Origin of the sequence: Nocardia jejuensis NBRC 103114, assembly GCF_001613145.1 — a bacterium.
In the GTDB taxonomy this organism is placed as follows: Bacteria; Actinomycetota; Actinomycetes; order Mycobacteriales; family Mycobacteriaceae; genus Nocardia; species Nocardia jejuensis.
This window is the reverse complement of the sequence record NZ_BDBU01000057.1, coordinates 13,123-33,938: the sequence shown is the minus strand read 5'-3', so window position 1 is coordinate 33,938 and position 20,816 is coordinate 13,123. Positions and strand designations below refer to the sequence as shown.

Annotated in this window: 24 protein-coding genes; 16 read left to right on the top strand and 8 right to left on the bottom strand. The window is 67.4% G+C overall.

The annotated features are described in order from the left end of the window. Nucleotides 1-93 precede the first annotated feature (93 nt). Together NJ1_RS34255 and NJ1_RS34250 are read left to right on the top strand one after the other, a co-directional pair. On the top strand, nucleotides 94-1,683 hold the full coding sequence (locus tag NJ1_RS34255) for an adenylate/guanylate cyclase domain-containing protein (protein ID WP_067703301.1): 1,590 nt from the start codon (nucleotides 94-96) through the stop codon (nucleotides 1,681-1,683). Between the two features lie 213 nt (nucleotides 1,684-1,896). Continuing rightward, on the top strand, nucleotides 1,897-2,436 hold the full coding sequence (locus NJ1_RS34250) for a hypothetical protein (protein WP_157574498.1): 540 nt from the start codon (nucleotides 1,897-1,899) through the stop codon (nucleotides 2,434-2,436). Here the strand turns inward: NJ1_RS34250 and NJ1_RS34245 are convergent. After that, nucleotides 2,358-4,451, bottom strand: coding sequence for a thioredoxin domain-containing protein (locus tag NJ1_RS34245; RefSeq protein ID WP_084479149.1), 2,094 nt, complete (start codon nucleotides 4,449-4,451; stop codon nucleotides 2,358-2,360). The two genes, NJ1_RS34250 and NJ1_RS34245, sit on opposite strands and share 79 nt — an antisense overlap. A 218-nt stretch (nucleotides 4,452-4,669) precedes the next feature. Between NJ1_RS34245 and NJ1_RS34240 the strand changes: the two genes are divergently transcribed. Continuing rightward, complete coding sequence (locus NJ1_RS34240) at nucleotides 4,670-4,864, top strand: hypothetical protein (RefSeq protein ID WP_067703289.1); 195 nt, start codon at nucleotides 4,670-4,672, stop codon at nucleotides 4,862-4,864. A gap of 44 nt (nucleotides 4,865-4,908) precedes the next feature. On the opposite strand, the gene NJ1_RS34235 is transcribed toward NJ1_RS34240, so the two are convergent. Together NJ1_RS34235 and NJ1_RS40735 are read right to left on the bottom strand one after the other, a co-directional pair. Continuing rightward, nucleotides 4,909-5,694: an SDR family oxidoreductase gene (locus NJ1_RS34235; protein ID WP_067703286.1), complete on the bottom strand. Its 786-nt coding sequence runs from the start codon at nucleotides 5,692-5,694 to the stop codon at nucleotides 4,909-4,911. A 99-nt stretch (nucleotides 5,695-5,793) separates the two neighbouring features. Next, the gene (locus NJ1_RS40735) at nucleotides 5,794-6,324 is read right to left on the bottom strand and encodes a hypothetical protein (RefSeq protein ID WP_245717704.1); all 531 of its coding nucleotides are present in this window, start codon (nucleotides 6,322-6,324) and stop codon (nucleotides 5,794-5,796) included. Between the two features lie 396 nt (nucleotides 6,325-6,720). Between NJ1_RS40735 and NJ1_RS34225 the strand changes: the two genes are divergently transcribed. Continuing rightward, nucleotides 6,721-6,981 (top strand): hypothetical protein, encoded by a 261-nt coding sequence (locus tag NJ1_RS34225; protein WP_157574496.1) that lies wholly within the window; start codon nucleotides 6,721-6,723, stop codon nucleotides 6,979-6,981. A gap of 39 nt (nucleotides 6,982-7,020) precedes the next feature. On the opposite strand, the gene NJ1_RS34220 is transcribed toward NJ1_RS34225, so the two are convergent. Next, complete coding sequence (locus tag NJ1_RS34220; protein WP_067703281.1) at nucleotides 7,021-7,596, bottom strand: sigma factor-like helix-turn-helix DNA-binding protein; 576 nt, start codon at nucleotides 7,594-7,596, stop codon at nucleotides 7,021-7,023. A gap of 390 nt (nucleotides 7,597-7,986) precedes the next feature. Here NJ1_RS34220 and NJ1_RS39905 point away from each other — a divergent pair, with 390 nt between their 5' ends. From NJ1_RS39905 to NJ1_RS34190, 6 genes are all read left to right on the top strand, one after another. Beyond that, the gene (locus tag NJ1_RS39905) at nucleotides 7,987-8,142 is read left to right on the top strand and encodes a DUF6131 family protein (protein ID WP_169813239.1); all 156 of its coding nucleotides are present in this window, start codon (nucleotides 7,987-7,989) and stop codon (nucleotides 8,140-8,142) included. A gap of 28 nt (nucleotides 8,143-8,170) precedes the next feature. Further along, nucleotides 8,171-8,917 (top strand): TetR/AcrR family transcriptional regulator C-terminal domain-containing protein, encoded by a 747-nt coding sequence (locus tag NJ1_RS34210; RefSeq protein ID WP_067703276.1) that lies wholly within the window; start codon nucleotides 8,171-8,173, stop codon nucleotides 8,915-8,917. Further along, nucleotides 8,914-9,348, top strand: coding sequence for a DUF5994 family protein (locus NJ1_RS34205; protein ID WP_245717703.1), 435 nt, complete (start codon nucleotides 8,914-8,916; stop codon nucleotides 9,346-9,348). The genes NJ1_RS34210 and NJ1_RS34205 overlap by 4 nt, the downstream gene beginning before the upstream one ends. A gap of 149 nt (nucleotides 9,349-9,497) precedes the next feature. Further along, nucleotides 9,498-10,232: a TetR/AcrR family transcriptional regulator gene (locus NJ1_RS34200; protein ID WP_067703271.1), complete on the top strand. Its 735-nt coding sequence runs from the start codon at nucleotides 9,498-9,500 to the stop codon at nucleotides 10,230-10,232. Between the two features lie 88 nt (nucleotides 10,233-10,320). Further along, a complete protein-coding gene (locus tag NJ1_RS34195) occupies nucleotides 10,321-11,415 on the top strand; it encodes a fatty acid desaturase family protein (RefSeq protein ID WP_067703268.1) in 1,095 nt (364 codons plus the stop codon). A 172-nt stretch (nucleotides 11,416-11,587) separates the two neighbouring features. Beyond that, the gene (locus tag NJ1_RS34190) at nucleotides 11,588-12,433 is read left to right on the top strand and encodes an acyl-CoA thioesterase (protein ID WP_084479148.1); all 846 of its coding nucleotides are present in this window, start codon (nucleotides 11,588-11,590) and stop codon (nucleotides 12,431-12,433) included. A gap of 95 nt (nucleotides 12,434-12,528) precedes the next feature. Here NJ1_RS34190 and NJ1_RS34185 read toward each other — a convergent pair whose 3' ends face one another. After that, nucleotides 12,529-14,160 (bottom strand): MFS transporter, encoded by a 1,632-nt coding sequence (locus tag NJ1_RS34185; RefSeq protein WP_067703265.1) that lies wholly within the window; start codon nucleotides 14,158-14,160, stop codon nucleotides 12,529-12,531. Between the two features lie 117 nt (nucleotides 14,161-14,277). On the opposite strand from NJ1_RS34185, the gene NJ1_RS34180 reads away from it, so the two are divergent. Next, nucleotides 14,278-14,781: a MarR family winged helix-turn-helix transcriptional regulator gene (locus NJ1_RS34180; RefSeq protein ID WP_067703263.1), complete on the top strand. Its 504-nt coding sequence runs from the start codon at nucleotides 14,278-14,280 to the stop codon at nucleotides 14,779-14,781. Nucleotides 14,782-14,784: 3 nt separating this feature from the next. Here NJ1_RS34180 and NJ1_RS34175 read toward each other — a convergent pair whose 3' ends face one another. Next, nucleotides 14,785-15,639, bottom strand: a complete 855-nt coding sequence (locus tag NJ1_RS34175) for an alpha/beta fold hydrolase (RefSeq protein WP_067703362.1) — start codon at nucleotides 15,637-15,639, stop codon at nucleotides 14,785-14,787. A gap of 136 nt (nucleotides 15,640-15,775) precedes the next feature. Here NJ1_RS34175 and NJ1_RS34170 point away from each other — a divergent pair, with 136 nt between their 5' ends. The 5 genes from NJ1_RS34170 to NJ1_RS34150 all read left to right on the top strand — a co-directional run bounded on the left by NJ1_RS34170 (nucleotide 15,776) and on the right by NJ1_RS34150 (nucleotide 18,971). Further along, on the top strand, nucleotides 15,776-16,963 hold the full coding sequence (locus tag NJ1_RS34170) for a PucR family transcriptional regulator (RefSeq protein ID WP_084479146.1): 1,188 nt from the start codon (nucleotides 15,776-15,778) through the stop codon (nucleotides 16,961-16,963). Between the two features lie 133 nt (nucleotides 16,964-17,096). Continuing rightward, nucleotides 17,097-17,558: a DUF4189 domain-containing protein gene (locus NJ1_RS34165; RefSeq protein WP_067703260.1), complete on the top strand. Its 462-nt coding sequence runs from the start codon at nucleotides 17,097-17,099 to the stop codon at nucleotides 17,556-17,558. An 11-nt stretch (nucleotides 17,559-17,569) separates the two neighbouring features. Further along, nucleotides 17,570-18,007 (top strand): DUF4189 domain-containing protein, encoded by a 438-nt coding sequence (locus NJ1_RS34160; RefSeq protein ID WP_067703257.1) that lies wholly within the window; start codon nucleotides 17,570-17,572, stop codon nucleotides 18,005-18,007. A gap of 124 nt (nucleotides 18,008-18,131) precedes the next feature. Next, nucleotides 18,132-18,515: a hypothetical protein gene (locus tag NJ1_RS34155; RefSeq protein WP_067703255.1), complete on the top strand. Its 384-nt coding sequence runs from the start codon at nucleotides 18,132-18,134 to the stop codon at nucleotides 18,513-18,515. A 93-nt stretch (nucleotides 18,516-18,608) separates the two neighbouring features. Beyond that, entirely contained in the window at nucleotides 18,609-18,971 is a 363-nt protein-coding gene (locus NJ1_RS34150; RefSeq protein WP_067703253.1) for a DUF2834 domain-containing protein, read from the top strand. A 21-nt stretch (nucleotides 18,972-18,992) separates the two neighbouring features. On the opposite strand, the gene NJ1_RS34145 is transcribed toward NJ1_RS34150, so the two are convergent. After that, the gene (locus NJ1_RS34145) at nucleotides 18,993-19,433 is read right to left on the bottom strand and encodes a VOC family protein (RefSeq protein ID WP_067703250.1); all 441 of its coding nucleotides are present in this window, start codon (nucleotides 19,431-19,433) and stop codon (nucleotides 18,993-18,995) included. A gap of 155 nt (nucleotides 19,434-19,588) precedes the next feature. Beyond that, nucleotides 19,589-20,572: a dimethylarginine dimethylaminohydrolase family protein gene (locus tag NJ1_RS34140; RefSeq protein ID WP_067703247.1), complete on the bottom strand. Its 984-nt coding sequence runs from the start codon at nucleotides 20,570-20,572 to the stop codon at nucleotides 19,589-19,591. Nucleotides 20,573-20,816: the final 244 nt, after the last annotated feature.

Below are 20,816 nucleotides of genomic sequence, written 5' to 3'. Positions count from 1 at the left end.
TCTAAAGTCCTGAGCAACAGCCGGACGACACCCGAGGCACACGACCGCTATGACCGTACCGACCGACGTCGCCCCCGCGACGCCTCTGGCGACGTGATCAGCAGAGCGATTCTCTGGGCGCTGCGCGCGCGATGGGGGCTGTCGGCGGTCGTCATGGCCTGCAACCTCAGCGGCCTGGCGGTCATCACCACGGAACTGTGGTTGAGCGGATTCTTCACCCGGCTCGGATCGAGCTGGATCACCACCTTCATCCAGGTCTCGATCTATCCGACGCTGGGTGCGCTGGTGGGCATCGTGCTCGCGGTGCGGGACCGGGAGCACTACTTCGGCTGGCTCGATCAGCGGCGCCCGCCCACCGAAACCGAGGCACAGCGCCTGCTGCATCTGCCCATGGGCATCACGCTGCGGGCGCTGGCGATCTGGATTCCCGGCGTCGTCGTCGCGGCGGCGGTGTTCGCGCACGACACCCCGCAGCGGGATTTCGCGGTGGTGCTCTCGATGTTCATGCTCGGCGGGTTCGAGTCGGCCGCGCTGACCTATCTGATCGTGGACCGGCTGATCCGGCCCACGATTCCGGTGATCGCCGAGGTCACCGACGGCAGCGTGCACTGGAGTTCCAGCGTGCTCACCCGGGTGCTGGTGACCTTCGCGGTGACCGGTGCGGTACCGCTTTTCATGCTCATCACCGTGCTCGCGGACCCCTCGTCGGATCCCACGCACCGGATCAGGACCGGGCTGTATCTGGCGGTGGTCGGATTGTCGGCGGGCGCGGTGGCCACCGCCGCGCTGGCCCGCGCCGTCGCCACCCCGATGGGCACCCTGCGCGACGCTCTGGATCGGATCGCGCACGGTGAACTCGACGTGAGCGTGCCCATCGGCAGTTCCAGCGAGATCGGCCGGCTCGAGCATTCGGTGAACGAGCTGGCCGCGAATCTGCGTGAGCGAGAACGCATGCGGACCGTGTTCGGACGGCACGTGGGCAACGAGGTCGCCGAGCGCGCCCTGTCCGCCACAACCGGTCCTGCCAATCTGACCGGCGATATGCGAGTTGTCACAGCGCTTTTCGTGGATGTGACCGGATCGGTGGCCCTGTCGACCGAGTTGGCCCCGCACGATTTCGTGGCCAAATTGAACCGGCTGCTGTCCATCGTGGTCGCTGCCACCGAGGACAATCACGGACTGGTCAACAAGTTCGAAGGTGATGCGGCACTGTGCATTTTCGGTGCGCCCATCGCCCTGGACGACAACGCCACCCCCGCCCTGCGCGCCGCCCGTCGCATTCGCGACGAGGTCGCCGCGCTGGCGGAGCTCGATATCGGAATCGGCTTGGCGCGCGGTCTGGTCTTCGCCGGTGACATCGGCGCGGACACCCGGCTGGAGTTCACCGTCATCGGCGACGCGGTGAACGAGGCGGCCCGCCTCACCACCGAGGCCAAGCAGGTCCCGCGGCGACTGCTGGCCAGTCAGGCCGTCATCGACGCCGCCTCGGACTTCGAGCGCGGCAAGTGGCTCGCCCACGACACCATCCACCTCCGGGGTCGCAAGGAGCCCACGTCAGTGTGGACCGACGTCGCGTCGCCCGCACGACCCCGCCGCAACGGCACCGTGTCTCCGGCCGCGACGCTCCCGCCGGTCCAACCCCCGGCGCCAGAACGCGCCGCCGACCAGGCTGCCGATCGCTGATCATTCCGCCCGCACTGTCGCGGATAGGTCCCGATGGTCGGCCACTCGCAGCAAGTGAAAATACGAAGTACACACAACTTCCGGACTGTAGAACCGCCCGCACGCTGCGGCAACGGATTATCCGGGTGCGGCCCCGGGGCGTACCGGAGTCGCAGGGCCGGATGCTACTCGAGGGTGATTCGGGGATCTGGTTCTCGACGGCACAGTCCAGGTATGCACCCTCGTGGACCTCTCGGTCAGCTCTCAGCGGCCACACCAGCACGTCCCCGCGCGGTGACCCTCGCCTTCGGCATGATCGTTCTGGCGCTGCTGGCCGGCGTCGCGGAAACGTTGCTGCACATGACGATCGCGGTCCGCGAGGACAGTGCCGGACCCGGCGAACTACTCACCGCCCTCCTCATCCGAGGCACCGTCTACCTCGCGGTACTCGCGGTGTCCTTCCGGATGGCAAACGGAAAGCCCTGGGCCCGAACCACTCTCGTGCTCGGTCTCGGAACCCTCGGCCTGGCGTCGCTCCTGATCGAGCCGATCGCCGCCGTGACCTCCGCCGAAGGCGATCTCTTCGACGGCCGGACTTTCACCTCGTGGGCGATCGCCGCCTGCCGCGCCGTACACGTCATCACGGTCCTGATCGCGCTCCCCGCCATGCTCAGCGCACGAACCTACTTCCGAAATCAGTCCGGCAGCAGGGCCGCGCGGAGGGCCTCGACGGTCGTGACCGGAAGGTCGCAGACCGTGCCCCGGCACACGTAGGCCGCCGGTACACCGTTCACCGGCGGCCGGTCGGCCAGCATGGGTTGGGAGTTCGGTTCGCCGGACACGATGACAGCGCCGCCCGGGGCTGCCGTGCGGGCCGCGGCCAGCAGCGTCGGGGACTCGTCGACCGAGGCGTCTTTCGTTGTGGCTATGGCGATTTGGATGGGACCACGCAGGGCGGACTCGGCTACCGCGAGCCAGTTCCCCGCCGAGCGAGGGGCTCGGGCGAGCAGTATCGCCCCGCGTTCCAGGGTGCGGTCGGCCAGGTCCCGGTAGTGCGTGGCGCGGTCCGGATCCGCGAGAGTCGAGGCGGTGAGCAGAGCTTCCGCGAGCACCGAGGCGCCTGCGGGAGTGGCGCCGTCCAGCGGGTCACGTGGGCGGGTAACGAGGGTTTCGGCGTCCGCCGCGGTGTCGAACCAGCTGCCGGGGTTCTCCGCGTCGGCGAAATGGGTGACGGCCGCGTCGAGGATGCGTTGCGCCTCGGCCAGCCAGTCGCCCTCGGAGGTCTGATGCAGGGCGAGCAAACCGATTGTGAGCCAGGCGTAATCCTCGAGCACGCCCTGAGCGGTACCGGCCGCGCCGCCGAGTGAGGCTCGGCAGACCCGCCCGTCGGCGACGTGCACGTCGAGGAGGAATCGGGCGCACCGCACGGCGGCCTCGATCCATTCCGGGTGTCCGTGGGCGGCCCCGGCCTCGGCGAGCGCCGCTATCGCCATACCGTTCCACGCGGTGACGACCTTGTCGTCCCGCTCCGGCTGCGGCCGCAACTCCCGCGCCGCGCTCAGAGCGGTCCGAATACGTTCCAGCCGTTCATGATCGGCTGGGTCGGGATCGGCGTACCGGGTCAGCACCGACGTGCCGTGCTCGAATGTTCCCGCGGTGGTGACCCCGAAGAACTCTGCGGCCCAAGCCCCGTCGAGCGCGCCGAGTATCCCGTTCAGCTCGGCGGGTGTCCACACGTAGGTCGCGCCCTCCACCCCGGGCTGCCCCGGTTCGAGGTGCGTGTCGGCATCCAGCGCCGAGGCGAATCCGCCCTGCTCGGTGCCCAGATCAGCCAGCAGGAACTGCACGGTCTCGCGAGTCACCCGCAGCGCCAACGATTCCGGACCGCCGGCCCGCTGCATGGGATCGTGCGGTACGACCTGCGCGGCATCGGAGTCCCGACGCGCGAGATGCGAGTAGAACCGCACCAGTTGCGCGTTGTCGTAGAGCATCTTCTCGAAGTGCGGCACCACCCACGCCGCGTCCACCGAGTAACGGGCGAACCCGCCCCGCAGCTGGTCGTAGATCCCGCCCCGCGCCATGGCCGAGGCGGTGAACGAAACCGCCTCCCGCGCAGCGTCATCCCCCACCCGCTCGTATTCCCTGAGCAAGCCCTCCAGCAGAGCGGTCGGCGGAAACTTCGGCGCGCCCCCGAACCCGCCGTGTTCGCGATCCACATCCTTGCGCACCGTGTTCACCGCGTGCGCGAGCAACTCCGCTCCCAGCTGCACCGAGCCCTCCGGCAGCCCGGCCGTCTGCTGCCGCAACGCGTTTCCCACCTGTGCCGCGGCGTCATCCACCTCGTCCCGCCGATTCACCCAGGTCTCGTTCACCGCGGTCAACAGCTGCGTGAACGACGGCATCCCGTGCCGAGCCGTCTTCGGGTAGTACGTCCCGCAGTAGAACGGCTCCCCCTCGGGCGTCAGGAAGCACGTCATCGGCCACCCGCCCTGGCCCGTCATGGCCACGGTCGCGTTCATATAGACCGCATCCAGATCGGGCCGCTCCTCCCGATCCACCTTGATGCAGACGAAATGCTCGTTCATCAGCGCCGCGGTGGCCTGGTCCTCGAACGATTCGTGCGCCATCACATGGCACCAGTGGCAGGAGGCGTACCCGATGGACAGCAGGATCGGCACATCGCGCTCGGCCGCCTCGGCCAGCGCCGCGGCATCCCACTCCCGCCAATCAACCGGATTGCCGGCGTGCTGGCGCAGGTAGGGCGAGGTCGCATCAGCCAATCGGTTCACCTGTCCAGCCTCCCACACGGGAGACAGGCGCGACGGGACCTGTCGGACACCACCCGCCCCTGCCGACGGCCGATCGGCCGTCCCGACGCGCCGGGGAAAGATCGACTTTCGGTACGGACCGCGATCGAGAAACCCGTACGCCGTATGGTGAGCGTCGGAAGCAGTCGGCCCGAGTCATTCGGTTTCGGTGATCCGATGCTATCGGCGGGAAGTGCTCAATGACGGCTGCACGACAGACCACCCTCAACCACGAGCAGAGCGAGTTCAGCGCGGCACGCGCGGCGGAAAAGATCGCGTGCGAGAAACAGAACGTGATGGCGGCCCATACCGTCGCCGGCCACGCCCTGGACGCGCAGGACTGTGCCTACCTGCTCGAGATGCTCGGCCTGGACGCCGCCGGCCGGGAGGAGTAGACGCGCAGCGGTGTGTGGGCGCCGTGGTCGGCGCCCACACACCGTCATCGCGAAGCGGCGGTTTCGGTGGCCTCGATCCATTCGGCGAAGGTCGGGCCCGCGAGTACCGCGTGCGGGCTCGCCAGCAGCGTTCCGTCCTCGAAGATTTCGCGGTCGGCGTTGTCCGGGTCGCTCACCTCGCGCACCTCGGCCGGGGCGCCACGCCGGGCGGCGAGCAGTGCGGCCGCACCCGCCATGGTCTCCGCACGCGGGCCCGCGATCTCCGGGAACGGGGCGTCCAGGGACTCGGGCAGCGGATTCACCGCCAGGTCCACCAGCGCCTCGGCGACCGAACGTGCCGCGACCAGTTGGGTTTTCATGTTCGCCACGTAGGCCACCTCACCCTGAGTGCCCCAGCCCATCATCACCTCGACGAGCTCGTGGAACTGGGCCGCGCGCAGAATCTGTACCGGCAGTGGCCCTTCCAGCAGCGCCTTCTCATGGGCGAGCTTGGCGGCGTTGTATCCCGCTACGGTGTCGTCGATTCCGATGATGGAGACCACCACCAGCCGCTCGACCCCGGCCTGGAGCCCTGCCTCGTACAGGTTCTTCGCCGCGGCGGTGAAGAACTCGGTCGCGATGTCCTTGTCCGCGGACGGGGTGCTCGCCGCGTCGATGACGACCTCGACCCCCTTCAGCGCCTCGAGCAGTCCCGCGCCGGACTCGATGTCCACCCCGTTCGCACGGGAGAACGCGACCACCTCGTGGCCCTGCTCCTTCAGCACGTCGACCACATGGCGGCCGAGCCGCCCGGTCGCCCCGGCCACTGCGATCTTCTTGGTGGTGGTCATGTCCGCTCCTCGGTTCTCTGCGGAAATCCTCCGCACTCACCGAGACGACGAGACAGCCCCGGCAAGTGTGACATCGGGGTCCGGTCGCGAGTCACGCCACTACGGCACGAACACTTCCGTGCTTGCCGGGATGCTGGGGCGGTCGGTGCGCACCGTGAGTTGCACCCGCCCGGAACCGGTGCCCGCGACGAGAATGGCAGGGCTGAGACGCTGTCCGGCGGGGACGAACCGGCTCACGCTGCCGCCCTGACCGGTGTCGAGGTTGTGCCAGTCGACGACTGCGGTGACGTCGCAGGCCAGCAACTGCGGCCCCCACTCGCCGACGGGCGAGAATCCCTGGGTGATGCGCAGGACCACCGAGTGCTCGGCGCCGGGCGCCTCGGAGTATCCGTACAGCGGACCGTCGAACGCGGTGCCGCCGGTGAAGAACATCCCGGCACAGATCCCGTCGCCGACGGTCAGGACCGGGGCGAGAGTGAAGCTGTTCTGTGCGCACGAACGCGGTTCCACATTGGAGTACCCGAGCTGGCAGGGCCCGCCGGGATCGGCCGTCGCGGGTGCGGCGGTGACTGCCGCCCCGGCGCCGAGAAGAGCTGCGGCGGCGGTCAGGAAAGGGATCGTGCGTTTCATCGTCGGACTCCACTCCATATCGGGCGCTGGGCTGCGAACTGGCGTGCATTTGCCGGCGTAGAAGGTGCATTGTCGGCGTGGACCGGCCACCCCGAGCGTGGGACAACCGACCGTCCACACCCGGAGTGTCGAGTCCACCAGCCGGCACGTTACGACACAGCCCCGGGCAACCGCCGATTTCCGGGCCCTGACCCGCCGTCAGCAAATTTTCCGAATCTACCGACGCGTAATCTCGAATTCGGGCGCATCCTGGACTTAAGTCGAGAATCTCCGCTGTTCGGGAGGCATGACATGGTCAGAGTGACCGCGATAAAAGCAAATGGCGAACATTGGCATCCACATCCCGGCGACGCCATCGAAGATCATGGCGAATTTCCAGCTCTGATCCTGTGCGCGATGGGCATCGGGGCACTCGCCCTGACGATCATCGCGGCCGCGTCCGGCTACCACGGCTGGGCGATCGCCGGGGCGATCGCGACGGTGGTGTTCTTCGCATCGGGCCTGCTGCTGATCCGGCTCGAGTACTTCCGCGAGTTCGAGCGAGAACAGCGGGTCGGCCGCCACGGCCACAACCCCCTGGCTCCCGGCGAATGGCGGCCCGGACAGCCCAGTTCCTGGCAGGAGCGGCATCGACCTCCCGAGACCGGCGCGCCCTAGGCCCCGAACCGATCACCGCTGCCACGCGTCGGCTCGGACTCAGCCGGGTGATGCCTTCTCCTGCAATGCGTTCAGGGTTCGGGTCAGGACTCGCGAGACCTGCACGGGACTGACGCCGAGTTGCTCGGCGATCTCGGCCTGACGCCGCGAATCGTACAACCGCATGATCAGCATCTGACGTTCCCGCTCGGCCAGCGCTCGGGCCAGCGGCCACACCGCGATCCGCGCCTCGATGACCATGTCGTCGCCGTCCCTGGCATCCGGATCCGGTTCGGAGACAGCACCTTCCGGCGTCCCGGCCGAGCGGATGCGGTGCAGATTGCGGACGATCAGAGCCCTGGTGACATCGACGCGGTCGAGACCGAGCTCGGCCGCGATCTCGGTGACGGTCGGCATCCGATGCAACCTCGCGCCCAGCGTGTCGACCGCCGGGTCGATCGCACGGCGGATCTCCTCGAGCCGGGCCGCCGTCGGGCACTCCCCGATCAGCTCGTTCCGCAGCGGAATTCGACAGGCATCGGCCCGGTCCAGTGCGGCGAGCTCGACGAGCAGCGCCTGGGTGCGGCGCACCTTGCCGAGCGTGTGGGCGGTTGCGTTGATCGATCGACAACTCATCGGTTCTACCTCGAATCCGGCCGGAGCCGACAGGACCGCGACAGCGTTCGTGTCAACACTGTAGGTCTACACGATGAACATACACCGATTGGAGCCGTAGACCACGAAAAACCGGCTTTTCGAGCAGCCTGCCGACCCGGCACCCGCCATGCCACCACCGGCTTCACCTGGACCGGAATCACCGAAGCCCGGATTTGCCTGCCTGTCGATCCGGAAGGCCGCGACGGGCACCGCGACACCCTCCATTCCATCAACCACGTAGACCTACAACGTTGACATGGCCTCTCGCGCAGCGTCTACTGGAGACGTGCCCGCGTCTCAGTGGGCACAGGGAAGGGCTCCGATGAGCATCGGCACACGTCATCGGCACCCGGAATCAGGTACACGCTCATGATCGTTCTCGGAATCCTCCTCCTGGGTGCCGGATTCTTCTTCGGAAATATCCTCTTCGACATCGCCGGCGCGCTGGTTCTGATGATCGGCGGCGCGCTCATGCTCGCCGGCCGGATGGGACACCGCCTCGGCGGTCGCCGCCACTATTACTGACCGATACTCGAGCACCGAGAGGTGTCGAATGAACGGAACTCGTGACGGGCCGTCGAGCGAACACTCTCGAATCGGCAACAGCCCACTCACCCGGGCGGCGGTGCTGGCTGCCGCGCTCGAGATCATCGACCACAGCGGCGTGGAACGGCTGTCCATGCGCCGCCTCGGCAAAGCCCTTGGCCGCGATCCGATGGCGCTCTACCGGCACGCGGTGAACAAGGCCGCGGTACTCGACGGCGTCGCCGAGACAGTGCTCGGACAGCTCACCGTCGACTCCTCCGACCCGGATTGGCAGCACCAGCTGCGCCTGATCGCGCGCGACTTCCGGCGCATCGCCGTCGACCACCCGAATGTGGTTCCGCTCCTGGTCACCCACCCGCTGGCGACCCCGCTCGGTTTACGGCCGATCGGCACGCTGCGGCCACTGGAACGCATCCTGAGCCTGCTGACCAGATCGGACTTCACCGGTTCCGACGCCCTGCACATCTACCGCGCGTTGTTCGGCTTCCTCTACGGACACGTCCTGACCGAACTGCAGGAGATCGTCGAGCGGCCCGAAGAGCCGACCGATCTGCTTCGCCTGGGCCTGCACCGCCTCCCGATCGGCGAGTTCCCGCTGCTGCGCGGTCTCGCCTCGGATCTGGCCGCCTACGACGGTGTCGAAGAACTGGAGCGCGGACTCGACATTCTGCTCACCGGCCTCGCCGAGAACGTGCCGCCCCCACCCACAGCCCCGCCCCCCGCGGCGATCACAGCGAACGGAGACAGGAAATGAGTACCGTCCACGACACGGTGGCACCGAAATTCGAAGGCTCCGATACAAATCGGCAGGCCTCGGCCGACCGCCGGCTGCGGCTCGCGCTCAACACCTCCGGCAGCGGGCCCTTCGACGGATTCTGGTGGCCGCACTCCCGTGATCTCGCCGGGGAGCTGCCGGACCTGCTCGCGGCGCTGAGCGGGCGGCTCGGCCCCATCCATCGCGTGGTCTACCACCTCGACGAGTGGACCCCCGCCCCGCGGAAGCTCGAATTCGCCGGGCGGCAGATACGACTCGACGGGTATCGACACCTCCCGGCTCGCACTCTCGAAGTGCTCGCGGTCAGCATCGGGGCCCAGCTCACCCTTCAGGTGATCATCCCGCAGCCGGACACCGAAAAGTCTGCCGCACAACAGCGTTGGGATTCCGAGGGCGGCGCTGGGGCTTGAACAGATCTCCCGCCGTCGGCACACTCGGCCGGATACCCGGGCGCGCGGTGTTCTTCACTCGGCAGACCCGCGCGACACCTGGGTGTCAACGCTGTAGACCTACGATCGAGCGGTACAGTGAGCAGCTTCCGCACAAGGAGGCATTCCACATGGCCGACAAGCCGACCAGCCGCAGGCGATCCGCCTCCACCGACACCGCCGACGCGAGCCGCGGCGAGCGCCCGATCACCCGGGCGGCGGTACTGGAGACCGCGCTGCGAATCGTCGACCAGGACGGGGTGGACGCACTGTCCATGCGGCGCCTGGCGGAGGCCGTGCGGCGGGATCCGATGGTGATCTACCGGCACGTGCCGAACAAGGCCGCGGTGCTGGACGGCGTCGCCGAACTCGTGTTCGACCAGTTGCGCGTCGATGCCACCGACATCGATTGGATGTCTCAATTACGTACGGTGGCAAGAGATTTCCGAAAGCTCGCGCTGGACCATCCTCGCGTGGTGACGCTGCTGGTCACCCGGCCGCTGGCAACGCCACTGGGACTGCGCCCACAGGCGGTGCTGCGGCCGCTGGAAGACATCCTGGCCCTGCTGATGCGCGCCGGATTCGCCGGGCCCGACGCGCTGCACATCTATCGAGCCCTGTTCGGATTCCTCTACGGGCACGTCCTGAACGAACTGCAGGAAATCGTGGAGAACCCGGAGGAAACCGACGACCTCCTGCGGCTCGGTCTGTACCGGCTGCCCATCGGGGAGTTTCCGCTGCTGCGCGCACTCGCACCGGCGCTGGCGACCTACGACGGCGCGGCCGAACTCGAACGCGGCCTCGACATCCTGCTGACGGGCCTCGCGGCGAACCTTCCCCGCCACAACGGCGCGGACGAGCACTGACTCTACGTCGTACGTCTACAGTGTAGACATACGACGTATTCGAGCATAGGCTGAGTCTGCTGCCGACTACAGAGCAGCGGAGGTAACAATGGCCATTACAGAAGTCGCCGTCTACGCGCACATGAACCCCGCCGACATCGAGTCGCTCGGGAACGAGCTCGACGCGATTCGCTCCGACATCGAGGAGCAGCGCGGTGCGCGAGACGCGCGATACATCCACCGCACCATCGCCTTTCAACGCACCCTCGACGCCGTATCCCGGCTGACCATCGCCGTCAGCCGGGGACGACTCGGCTGGATTCTCGGCACCGCCGGGCTGGCGACAGCCAAGAGCATCGAGAACATGGAGATCGGCCACAATGTCGGCCACGGCCAATGGGATTGGATGAATGATCCCGAAATCCGTTCCAGCACTTGGGAATGGGATATGGCGGGCCTGTCGTCGCAGTGGCGCTACTCGCACAACTTCCGGCATCACGTCTACACCAACGTCCTCGGAATGGACGAGGACATCGGTTTCGGCGTCATTCGGGTCACCCGGGACCAGCCGTGGCGGCCGCGTTTCCTGCTGCAGCCGCTGCAGAACCTCTTCCTGGCAGCAACTTTCGAGTGGGGCATCGCCCTGCACGACCTCTACTCCGAACAGGACCGCGCCGAAACACCCGCCGGGCGGACCGCCGAGAGCAGGGCGCTGATCCGCAAGATCGCCCGGCAGGCCGGCAAAGACTACGTACTGCTCCCCGCTCTGAGCGGACGGCGCTGGCGGCGCACGCTGGCCGCCGATCTGACCGCCAATATCGCCCGCAATCTCTGGGCCTACGTCGTGATCTTCTGCGGCCACTTCCCCGACGGCGCGGAGAAGTTCACCCCCGAGGCACTGGAGCACGAGACCGAGGCGGACTGGTACCTACGGCAGATGCTCGGCACCGCGAATTTCGACGCCGGCCCGGTCCTGGCCTTCCTCAGCGGAAACCTCTGCTACCAGATCGAACACCACCTGTTCCCGGACCTGCCGAGCAACCGCTATGCCGAGATCGCCGTACGGGTTCGCGCCCTGTGCGACAAGTACGAAATCCCTTATACCACCGGCACGCTCGCGCACCAATACCTGCAGACCCTGCGCACCATCAACACGCTCGCCCTGCCTGACCATCTCCTGCCGGACCGCGGGCCGGTTCGATAGCACGGGCGATCCACGCATATCCGTCGCTCCTTGTACTCGGGTATATCGATCGTTCGGCGGACCGAGCGGATCGTCCTCGCCGTCGACTGATCGACAGCGATCACCCGGCGGGCAGTCCCACTCATCGCCCCTCGGACTCTCCGGGATCAGGGGCGTGTGCGAGCATTTCGCGGTGGCTGGTGGAATTGATCTGTGGCCGGTCGTCGATCTGACCGATCTGCTGGACGTGCTCGATCTCGGTGACGCCGGTCCCGGACGATTTCGGGCCCGGAACGTGAGCTCTACGCTGCCGTCGACGCTCGGCAGCCAGACCCTCGCGCAGGCCGTCGTCGCCGCGGAACGCACGGTGCCGCACATGGCGGTGCAGTCGCTGCACGGCGTGTTCCCGCGCGGCGGATACGCCGACCGGGAGGTCGACGTGGAGGTCGAGGTCGTGCAGTCCGGGCGGGCGCTGGCGACCGTTCAGGTCTCGTTCCGGCAGGAGGATCGGGAACACGCGCGCGTGCTGGCCATGCTCAGCGTCGACGAACCCGACTTTCTCTCGCACGGAACCACATTGCCCGCGGACGTGCCCGGGCCCGAGGACTGCGCTGATCTGCCCTGCGCGCTGCTCCCGTGGGAGGTGCGGACGCTCGGTGGCGCGGACGCGGTTGCGCTCGATCTCGCGGGCCCGCCGTCCCTCGACGTGTGGATGCGCTGCGACAAGGCCCCCGACCTCCCCGGAATCGCCCGCGCGCTGCTGGCCCACGGCAGCGAGGGTTTCCTGGGCCCGACCGCGATGCGGCCCTACCCACGGGCCGAGATCGACCGGCGCGGCGGTCGGGGCGCGGCGGCGATGCTCACCCAGACCATCACCTTTCACCGCGGCTTCAGCCTGCACGACTGGCTCCTGCTGCGCTGCGAAAGTCCGTTCGCGGGCGCGGGCCGCATGTACACGCGAATCCAGATATTCACGCGCACAGGCGAGTTGGTCGCTTCGGTGGACGCGCACGGCCTGATGCGCAGCTCGGGCCGATAAGCTATCGGCCCGAGTCTCACTCGTACGCGCTGCGTGGGCGCGGACCCGAGATCACCCCGGAGTCCGGCACCGATCGCGCTCGGATCCCCCGTGGATCACACCGACACTGGTTTCGAGTCAGGCACGTGTGCAACGGATTTCGGGATCAGGGCGGTTGCGATGAGTCCCAGGAGGATGAAGCCCGCGGCGAGGTAGCCACCCAGTTCGATGCCGCTCGTCATCGCGACTCGGCCGGCTTCGGCGATCGATTCGGTCTGCGGCTGTGCCGCGAAAGCGTCTATCGCCGCGCCCGCGCTGTCGGTGATGGCGTGGGCATTGCGCTCGGCTCGGTCGGTGGGCATGCCGTCGGCGGTGAGGCGGTCGGTCACCCGGGAGCCGAGAGTCGTGAAGAACACCGTGGTCAGGACCGCGATACCGAGGGCCGAGCCGAGCTGACGGAAGGTGCTCTGGATCCCGGAGGCCTGGCCGTTGTCGGTATCCGGGATATCGGCCAGGACCACATTGGTGACCTGAGCGGTCGCGAAACCGACGCCGATACCGTACAGGCACAGAATCAGCGCCAGGGACCACCACGAATTGTCCGGGGAGGCGAAGAACGCCAGCGCCGCGAGCCCGACGATCTCGAAGGCGAGACCGACCCGCACCAGGTTCACCGGCGACACGTTCTTGTCGGCCAGCCCGAAGCTGGCCCCGCTGGCGATGAAGCTGCCGATGGCGATCGGAACCAGCGCCAGACCCGATTGCACCGCGCTGTAGCCGAGGGTGAATTGCAGCCACAGCGGCAGGACGGCGACGATGCCGAATTCGCCCAGACCGATGATCAGGGTGGCGATATTGCCGTTGCGGAACGAGGGCAGCGCGAACAGGCTCAGGTCCATCAGCGCCTTGTCCGCCTTGCCACCGCGGCGCAGAATCACCTGTCGCACAATGAATCCGGCCAGCGCGAACACGCTCAGCACGAGCGCGATCAGCACCGGCGAGGGACCGCTGCTCCAGGTGAAGCCGCCGATCCGCATCGGATGAGCGGTGCCGATCCACCCGTAGGTGCGCCCCTCGACCAGGCCGAAGGCCAGCAGACCCAGTCCCAGCACCGACAGCACCGAACCCAGGACGTCCAGACGTCCGGGCACGCGCGGTGAGCGCTCGATGCAGATCAGCACGCCGATCACGATCACCACGGCCAGCGGCACGTTGATGCCGAACGCCCAGCGCCACGACACGTGCTCGGCCAGCCAGCCACCCAGCAGCGGACCCAGCGCGGCCGCCGCGCCGATCGTGGAACCCCACACCGCGAACGCCTGACCGCGCGCTTTACCGGTGAAGGTGGCATTGAGCAGCGCCAGCGAGGTGGGCAGGATCATCGCGGCGCCCGCACCCTGCAGGAACCGCGCGGCGACCAGCAGACCGCTGCCGGGCGCGAGCCCGGCCAGGATGCTCGTCACACCGAACACGATGACGCCCGCGACGAACACGCGTCGCGCGCCGACGATATCGGCGATGCGTCCGACCACCAGCAGCAGGGCCGCGAAGACGATCGCGTAGGACTCCTGAATCCATTGCGCCTCAGTGGATCCCGTATTCAGGTCCTCGATGATCGACGGGATGATCACGTTCACGATCGTGGTGTCGACCACGATCAGCGCGACGCCGAGGGCGATGGCGAGCAATCCGAGCCACCGCAGCAGCGAGGTTTCCGTCCCAGGCTCGTCGATTGTCGTCTCGCCCATTCCACACCTTCTTTCATGGTGAAATAATTCCATCATGAAAGTAACTAGGATCGGAGTAGGTTGTCAAACGGTGTCGCCGGTGCCGGTCCGGCGCGAGAGAGAGGTGGACGGGAACAGATGGACCACCCGGTTCCACAGGCGCAGCAGGAGCAGCTGACCGAGGGGCTACGCGCCTACGGAGCGAACTTCCGGGAGTTCAGCCGCCGGTTCGCGACCTGGCTGGGCCTGCATTCCACCGACGCCGAAGCGCTCATCGAGATCCTCGCCGCCGAGGAACGCGGCGCGGTGCTGTCTCCCGCCCGCCTCAGCGAGCGCATCTCGCTGTCCCAGCCCGCGACCACGGCACTGCTGAACCGTCTCGAACAGGCCGGTCACGTGGTGCGTACGCGCGAGCACAGCGACCGGCGAATCGTCACCCTGCGCAGCAGCACCGAGGTGCACGAGCTCGCCGACGAATTCTTCCAACCGCTCGGCGAGCAGGTCGCCGACGTGATGGCCAGGTACTCCCCCGAGCAGCTCCGGCAGTTCGACAGCTTCCTGACCGAACTGACAGGTGCGATGAACAGCATTCTCGCTCAGCCGATTCCGCCGTCACCACGCCGAAAGCTTGAGGACGGCTGAGTATTACGACTGTTTCGTGGTGCGGGTGATCCAGGCGATCAGATCCGCCTCCACCTGTTCGCGATTGGTCTCGTTGAGGATTTCGTGCCGGGCGCCCGGGTAGGTGCGATAGGTGATGTCGGTCAGTCCGGCGTCGCGGTATCGGGAGACGAGCAGATCGCTGAGTCGCAGGCCGTCGTTCAGGGGATCCTCGGCGCCGACCATGACGTAGAGGGGCAGATCCGACGGAATGCCGTTCGGCGTCGAAAGTCGTTCGGCGGCAACCGTTGCCAGCAGGGCCATGTTCTCGGAGTCGATCTCGAAGCCGCACCACGGATGCGCCAGATACGCGTCGACCTGCGCCTCGTCGCGGCTGAGCCAGTCGGCCGTGGTGCGGGTGGGCTGAAAGCGAGCGTTGAAGAACCCCAGCAGATCTCCGCCCGCCCGGCCGATCGACGCGAACAACTCGTCCACCGCCGTGGTGCCGCACAACACGACATCGTCGACCAGACCCGAATGCTCCAGGATGTACTGCTGGACGGCGAAGGAGCCGAGACTGTGACCGAAAAGCACCAGCGGAATCTCGGCGTGGTCGTGACGTAGCAGTTCCGTGAGCCGCACCAGGTCTTCGACCAGCAGATTCCACCCGTTCGCGCCCAGATCGCCGGGGACACCGGAGATGCTGTGGCCGTGGCCGCGATGGTCCGGAGCGTAGACGGCGTAACCGAGGTCGGTGAGCTTCTCCGCGAGATGGCCGTAGCGCGCGGCGTATTCGCCCATCCCGTGCGCGATCTGCACGATCCCGATCGGCTCGCGATCCGAAGGCAGCCACTCCCGGACATGGACGATGGTGCCGTCGCTGCTGGTGAAGGTGGACATGGGGCGGCCTCCGATGAGTCGAGTCGACAGTGCCGAAATCGTCGCATCGATACGACCGCGATCCGATGGATCCGCGAACAAGGGTGCCGAGCACCGGACTGTTCGCGGCCACAATCGCGGCACGGTAACCTGCGGAATGTCGGAAATATCCCGGACCACGCCTCCCGCGGCGGTCATCGAGGTCGCCGACCTGTTGCTCGAGAACATCGACGACCTCGGACTGCGGCTGGCTCAGCGCTTCCTCGTGGAACTGGACTCCTACCGCAACGAAGCGCAGGTTCCGTTCGACTCCGTCCGCACCTCCTGCACACGCAACCTCACGCTGATGCTGCGACACTTCACCACCACCGCTCCGGCGGACCCGCAACCGCCCAAGGAGACCGGCCGGCTGCGCGCGCGACAGGGCGTGCCCCTGGCGGAGACCCTGCACGCCTTCCGCCTGGGATTCGAATTCCTCTGGTCCGAACTGGTTTCCGCGTCCAGGCATCACCCCGAGGTCACCGACGCCATGCTCGTCCCGCTCGCCGCCGAGGTCTGGGCACTGTCGGGCGAGTACGCCGTCGCGGTCGCCACCGCCTATCGGGAGACCACGACGGAGCTGGTTCTACAGCGCGAGCACGAACGCTCGGTGCTGGTGGAAGCGTTGTTCACCGGGATGATCGCGGACCCCGTCACACTCGGTGAGGCGACGCGAATCCTGGGACTGCCGCCCACCGGCCGCTATGTCGTCGTCGCCGCCGAACCACCCGCGACAGGTCGCGAGGCACTGCCGGGGATCGAACTCGCGTTGAGCGCGGCGGGAATCACCTCCGCCTGGCGGCTGCTGCCGGACCGGCAGATCGGTGTGCTGGCCCTGCCGCAGTCACGAGAACCCGCGGCGCTGAAGGCATTACGCGCACATCGCATCCGGGTGGGAGTCAGCCCGCCCTACGATGCGCTGCCCGAGACTCCACAGGCGCTGCACTTCGCCCGGCTCGCCCTCGCCGGATTGCGCGACCGTCCGCACGGCGTTGCCCTTTTCGACGACGACCCGCTCGCCATGCTGATCGCGGCGGCCCCGGTGGAAGCCGAACGGATGGTGCGGGTTTCGCTCGGACCGCTGCTCGCGCTGCCCTACGAGGAGCGCGAACGGCTGCTGCACACCCTGCGGACCTGGTACACCGCGAACGGGTCCGCCGCGGAAACCGGCCGCCGGCTCTTCCTGCACGCCAACTCCGTTCGCTACCGGCTGCGCCGCATCCAGGAGATCACCGGCCGGTCGCTGGACGATCCTCGCACCGTGCTCGAACTCGGTGCGGCTCTGCGCGCACTGCCGCCGAGCTGATCGTCTCCGCCTCGCGGTGAGCGGCGACCCGGCCCCGCGAGCCGCAGGGGGCCAATGAAATTGGGCTGGACAGGCGAGGAGTTGGCCGCGATGATGCGCGGGTATCGCTGTCGAATCCGCGGGGGTTGGTTGTATGTCGTTGTCGAGCAGGGCCGCACTGGCCATGGTGATTCCAGCGGCCGGGGCGCTGCTGGCCGCCGGAACCGCGCACGCGGCCGGTGATCAGTACGGTGCGATCACCACCGCCGACTATGTCCAGGTGTTCCATGCCACCGACTATCCGACTCAGGACGCGGCGAACAAGGCTGCGCTGCAAGCGTGTGGCCGGTCCTGGTGTGTGGTCAAGTTGGAGATCAAGAACAGTTGCGGCGCGGTGGTCGAACTTCCCAATCGCGGATGGTGGGGGCTGGTTCCCATGGCGTCCTCGCTGTGGTGGGGAACCGGCGCCACGGCCGCCGACGCACAGCAGATGGCCCTGTCGCAGGCACCGTGGCCGCTGCAACCGTGGGCCGTCGCACTACAGGCGGCATACGGCAGTTCGGTGACGAGCGCGCCGTTCGTCAAGGAAACCGTCTGCACCTCGAACGCCGGATGAGGTCGGGCCACATGTCACTCATCACGAAACTTGCTCTGGCCCTTGTCGTTCCGGCCGCCGCGGCGCTCGCCGGAACTGGAACCGCGCACGCGGCGGGCGATCTGTACGGCGCGATCGCGGTCGGGGGCTTCACCGTCGGCGAGGCCTTCGACTATCCGACGCAGTACGGCGCGGATCAGGCCGCCCTGGACACGTGCCGGGGCAAGAGCGCGGGCGTCTGCTACATCCAGGTCCGGGTCCACGACGAATGCGGCGTGGTCCTGGAAAAGGATGTGTTCAGTCTCGGCAGCGTGGTCCCGATCTACACCTCCGGAACCGGCGCGAGCGCGGCCGAGGCGGAACAGAACGCACGCAAACTCGCGGGTCCGGAGGTGAACCAGCCACCGTTCATCTACACCGTCAAACCGCTCTTCGTCCTGGACACCATCTGCACCTCGAACGCCCGCTAGCTCCGCTCCAGACCTCGGACACGCGGCTATCGCATATCCGCACCTACGGAAAATTCGGCTGGGAAGTCCCTCACTCACGGAGAAATCGTCCGATCGAATCCGCACATTCGACTACCCTTGGTGAATGAGCGAGCAGGACTTCCCTCCCGAGCTGGCAGAGATAGTCGGCCGATACGAACTCGCCTTCCTCGTCACCATCGGCGACCTGGGTCCGCACACCACACCGCAGCATCCGACCCTGCGCGGCAACAGATTCCAGATCACCGCACCCGGCCCCGCCACCTGCCGGAACATCGCGGCCCGGCCGGCCGTCACCCTGCTGTGGCCGCCCGCCGGCCCCGACGGCCACGTGTTGATCATCGACGGCCACGCACTGCTGCGTGACTACACCCTGGAAGTCGTTCCGTCCCACGCCGTCCTGCACCACACCGGGGCCGCCGAGGAAACGGCTCGCCGCTGCGCCGACTGCCGCCGCTTCAACCTCGCTCCCCCGTACGCCTTGAGCTAGGTCCTCCGGCACGGCCACCGTGCCCGCGATCGTTGCCCCGGACCGATCGGTGTACTAGCTTCCGGATATCGATACCGTCCCTGAGGAGAAGCCATGTCCGGCAGCACTGATCAGCCCTGGATTCGACCGACTCTGATCGCGACGCTCATCGCCGCGTTCATCACGCAGAACTCCATCGCCATTCCGTACGTGCGGCGCAACGGTCCGACATCGGCGGCGGACTTCTTCGTCGGCGACATTCTGAAGACGGTTCCGGGCCGGTTCGCGATGGTCGATCTCGCGTTCGTGGTGCTCGGTTTTCACGCGTGGGCGTTCGCCGAGGCTCGGCGGCTCGGCATCGTGCGGTGGTGGGCGATCTCGTTCGTGCTGACCTTCTCCGTCGGCATCGCCACCGCCATCCCCTTCTTCCTGCTGGTCCGCGATTTCACCGTGAGCAAGACGGCCCGAACGGCCTGAACTCACGACCCGCGCTCGGAATCACCGCGGCTGAGCGTCTTTCAGGAAATACACGACTTCCCACAGATGTCCGTCGGGATCGGCGAAGTAGCCGGCGTAGATCCCCCAGGGTCGCTCGAGCGGTGCGCGCACCAGGGTGCCGCCCGCGAACCGGGCGCGCTCGAGCACCCGGTCCACATCGTCGCGATCGTCCACGAACCAGCCCAGACTCATGGGAGAGCCCGCGATTCGCTCGACCGCGACGCCGGCGTCCTTGGCCAGATCCGCCCGCGCGTACAGCGACAGGATCATCCCGCTGCCGAGGGTGAACATCACCACCGCGCCACCCGGATCGGTCTCGTCACCCACGAACTCGCTCCCGATCACCCCGGGCGACGACAGACCGAGCGCATCGCGATAGAAGCGCAGCGAACGCTCCAGATCCGCTACTCCGAGAGTGATTGCGGCTATATCGGCTTTCACGGCGCTCTCCTCTGATTCGTGTCCGCGGTCGGCGTGCGGCCCTGTGCAACGGGCTCGGTCACCAGCCAATACTGTCCAGGTTCCGCCGTCTTGAATGAATCGGACGCGCCGCCGAATCCGGGCGGCCGCGCCGGAAGACGCTCCACCGACTCGGATCAGTCGGCGCGCAGCAGCGGCTGGGTGGTGCAGCGGAAGGCGCCGCCGAACAATCGGGATACCGAGAAGTCGAGGAATTCGACGGTGATGCCACGGGCTCGCAATTCCGCTCCGACACGGGTGAATTCGGCGTCTGTGATGTAGGTGGTCGAGTCGATGGGCAACCCGTTGGTGGCCATCGCGGCGGCTTCGTCTTCGGTGACGTCGATCTGTTCCCAGTCCCGCAGGGTCGGGGGAAGTCCGTCGGGCAGGCGGTCCGGGCAGGCGATCAGCAGGCCCTCCCGCACCAGGCCGATCGCGCAGTCCAGATGCAGGACATGCGCGGGCAACGCGACCGGGGTCACCGTATATCCGAAGGGCTCGAGGTATTTCGACAGCCAGGCAACGCCGAGATCGTTGGTGGCCATACCCGAGTGCCCGACGAAGACCTCTCTGCCCAGCACCAGCACATCGCCGCCCTCCAGGAACGGGCCCGCGCCGGGGTGGCCCAGCGGTGACTTCTCGGGCTGCGGCAGCGACACGTAGCGCGCGCCCGAGGGCATCACCCGCTCGAGCAGCAGGTCACGGGAGGCCAGTACCTCCATGCGACGGTGCGGGAACTGCAGCACGCCTTCGATCACATGTTCGCCCACGGTGAACCAGGGGTCGCGGACGAAGAAGTTGGCGTACCCGCCCGGTCCGGCCGATTCCTTCTCGACCTCGGTGAACACCCGCGGGCGCAGCACCTGCACGCCGTAGCGCAGCAGGACCGCCGCGAGTTCGTCGCGCTCGGCCTCCCATGCCTTCTGCATGTCCGGATAGACTTCGCCGAATTCGCGACCCCACACCGCTCCGAGGATCTCCACGGCGCTCTTCTCGACGGGCATCGAATGGCCCAGGAACGCTTCGCTGTCCGGTGCCCGGAATTCGCTCCGCGAGACGACCATGGTGCGCAACGGCGCGAACTCGCTCTCGACGAACACGTTCGAATTCTCCGCAGTCATGGAACGCAACGATATGCGCCGACACCCGCGCACCGTGTCGATGACGAAACTCACGGAGTGGTTGAAATCCGGCATTCGACCGGGTCGTCAGCCCTGCGCGGACTGCTTCCGAGGAGCGTCGGCGCAATTGATTTGCAACCTCACGAAGATCGATCCGTGACCGGTCCGGCCACACCGGCCGCCGCCTCGGCTACACGGCCACCCCGGGGTTCACCACCGCGCTCGGCGCTGGACCGGTGTCACG

Coding starts and splice junctions, on each gene's coding strand:
- NJ1_RS34140 (WP_067703247.1), bottom strand. CDS start 20,572: ATGACTGCGGAGAATTCGAACGTGTTCGTCGAGAGCGAGTTCGCGCCG.
- NJ1_RS34250 (WP_157574498.1), top strand. CDS start 1,897: ATGCACCCTCGTGGACCTCTCGGTCAGCTCTCAGCGGCCACACCAGCA.
- NJ1_RS34220 (WP_067703281.1), bottom strand. CDS start 7,596: ATGAGTTGTCGATCGATCAACGCAACCGCCCACACGCTCGGCAAGGTG.
- NJ1_RS34150 (WP_067703253.1), top strand. CDS start 18,609: ATGTCCGGCAGCACTGATCAGCCCTGGATTCGACCGACTCTGATCGCG.
- NJ1_RS34170 (WP_084479146.1), top strand. CDS start 15,776: ATGTCGGAAATATCCCGGACCACGCCTCCCGCGGCGGTCATCGAGGTC.
- NJ1_RS34175 (WP_067703362.1), bottom strand. CDS start 15,639: ATGTCCACCTTCACCAGCAGCGACGGCACCATCGTCCATGTCCGGGAG.
- NJ1_RS39905 (WP_169813239.1), top strand. CDS start 7,987: ATGATCGTTCTCGGAATCCTCCTCCTGGGTGCCGGATTCTTCTTCGGA.
- NJ1_RS34210 (WP_067703276.1), top strand. CDS start 8,171: ATGAACGGAACTCGTGACGGGCCGTCGAGCGAACACTCTCGAATCGGC.
- NJ1_RS34155 (WP_067703255.1), top strand. CDS start 18,132: ATGAGCGAGCAGGACTTCCCTCCCGAGCTGGCAGAGATAGTCGGCCGA.
- NJ1_RS34185 (WP_067703265.1), bottom strand. CDS start 14,160: ATGGGCGAGACGACAATCGACGAGCCTGGGACGGAAACCTCGCTGCTG.
- NJ1_RS34195 (WP_067703268.1), top strand. CDS start 10,321: ATGGCCATTACAGAAGTCGCCGTCTACGCGCACATGAACCCCGCCGAC.
- NJ1_RS34205 (WP_245717703.1), top strand. CDS start 8,914: ATGAGTACCGTCCACGACACGGTGGCACCGAAATTCGAAGGCTCCGAT.
- NJ1_RS34180 (WP_067703263.1), top strand. CDS start 14,278: ATGGACCACCCGGTTCCACAGGCGCAGCAGGAGCAGCTGACCGAGGGG.
- NJ1_RS34240 (WP_067703289.1), top strand. CDS start 4,670: ATGACGGCTGCACGACAGACCACCCTCAACCACGAGCAGAGCGAGTTC.
- NJ1_RS34235 (WP_067703286.1), bottom strand. CDS start 5,694: ATGACCACCACCAAGAAGATCGCAGTGGCCGGGGCGACCGGGCGGCTC.
- NJ1_RS34165 (WP_067703260.1), top strand. CDS start 17,097: ATGTCGTTGTCGAGCAGGGCCGCACTGGCCATGGTGATTCCAGCGGCC.
- NJ1_RS34160 (WP_067703257.1), top strand. CDS start 17,570: ATGTCACTCATCACGAAACTTGCTCTGGCCCTTGTCGTTCCGGCCGCC.
- NJ1_RS40735 (WP_245717704.1), bottom strand. CDS start 6,324: ATGAAACGCACGATCCCTTTCCTGACCGCCGCCGCAGCTCTTCTCGGC.
- NJ1_RS34200 (WP_067703271.1), top strand. CDS start 9,498: ATGGCCGACAAGCCGACCAGCCGCAGGCGATCCGCCTCCACCGACACC.
- NJ1_RS34225 (WP_157574496.1), top strand. CDS start 6,721: ATGGGCATCGGGGCACTCGCCCTGACGATCATCGCGGCCGCGTCCGGC.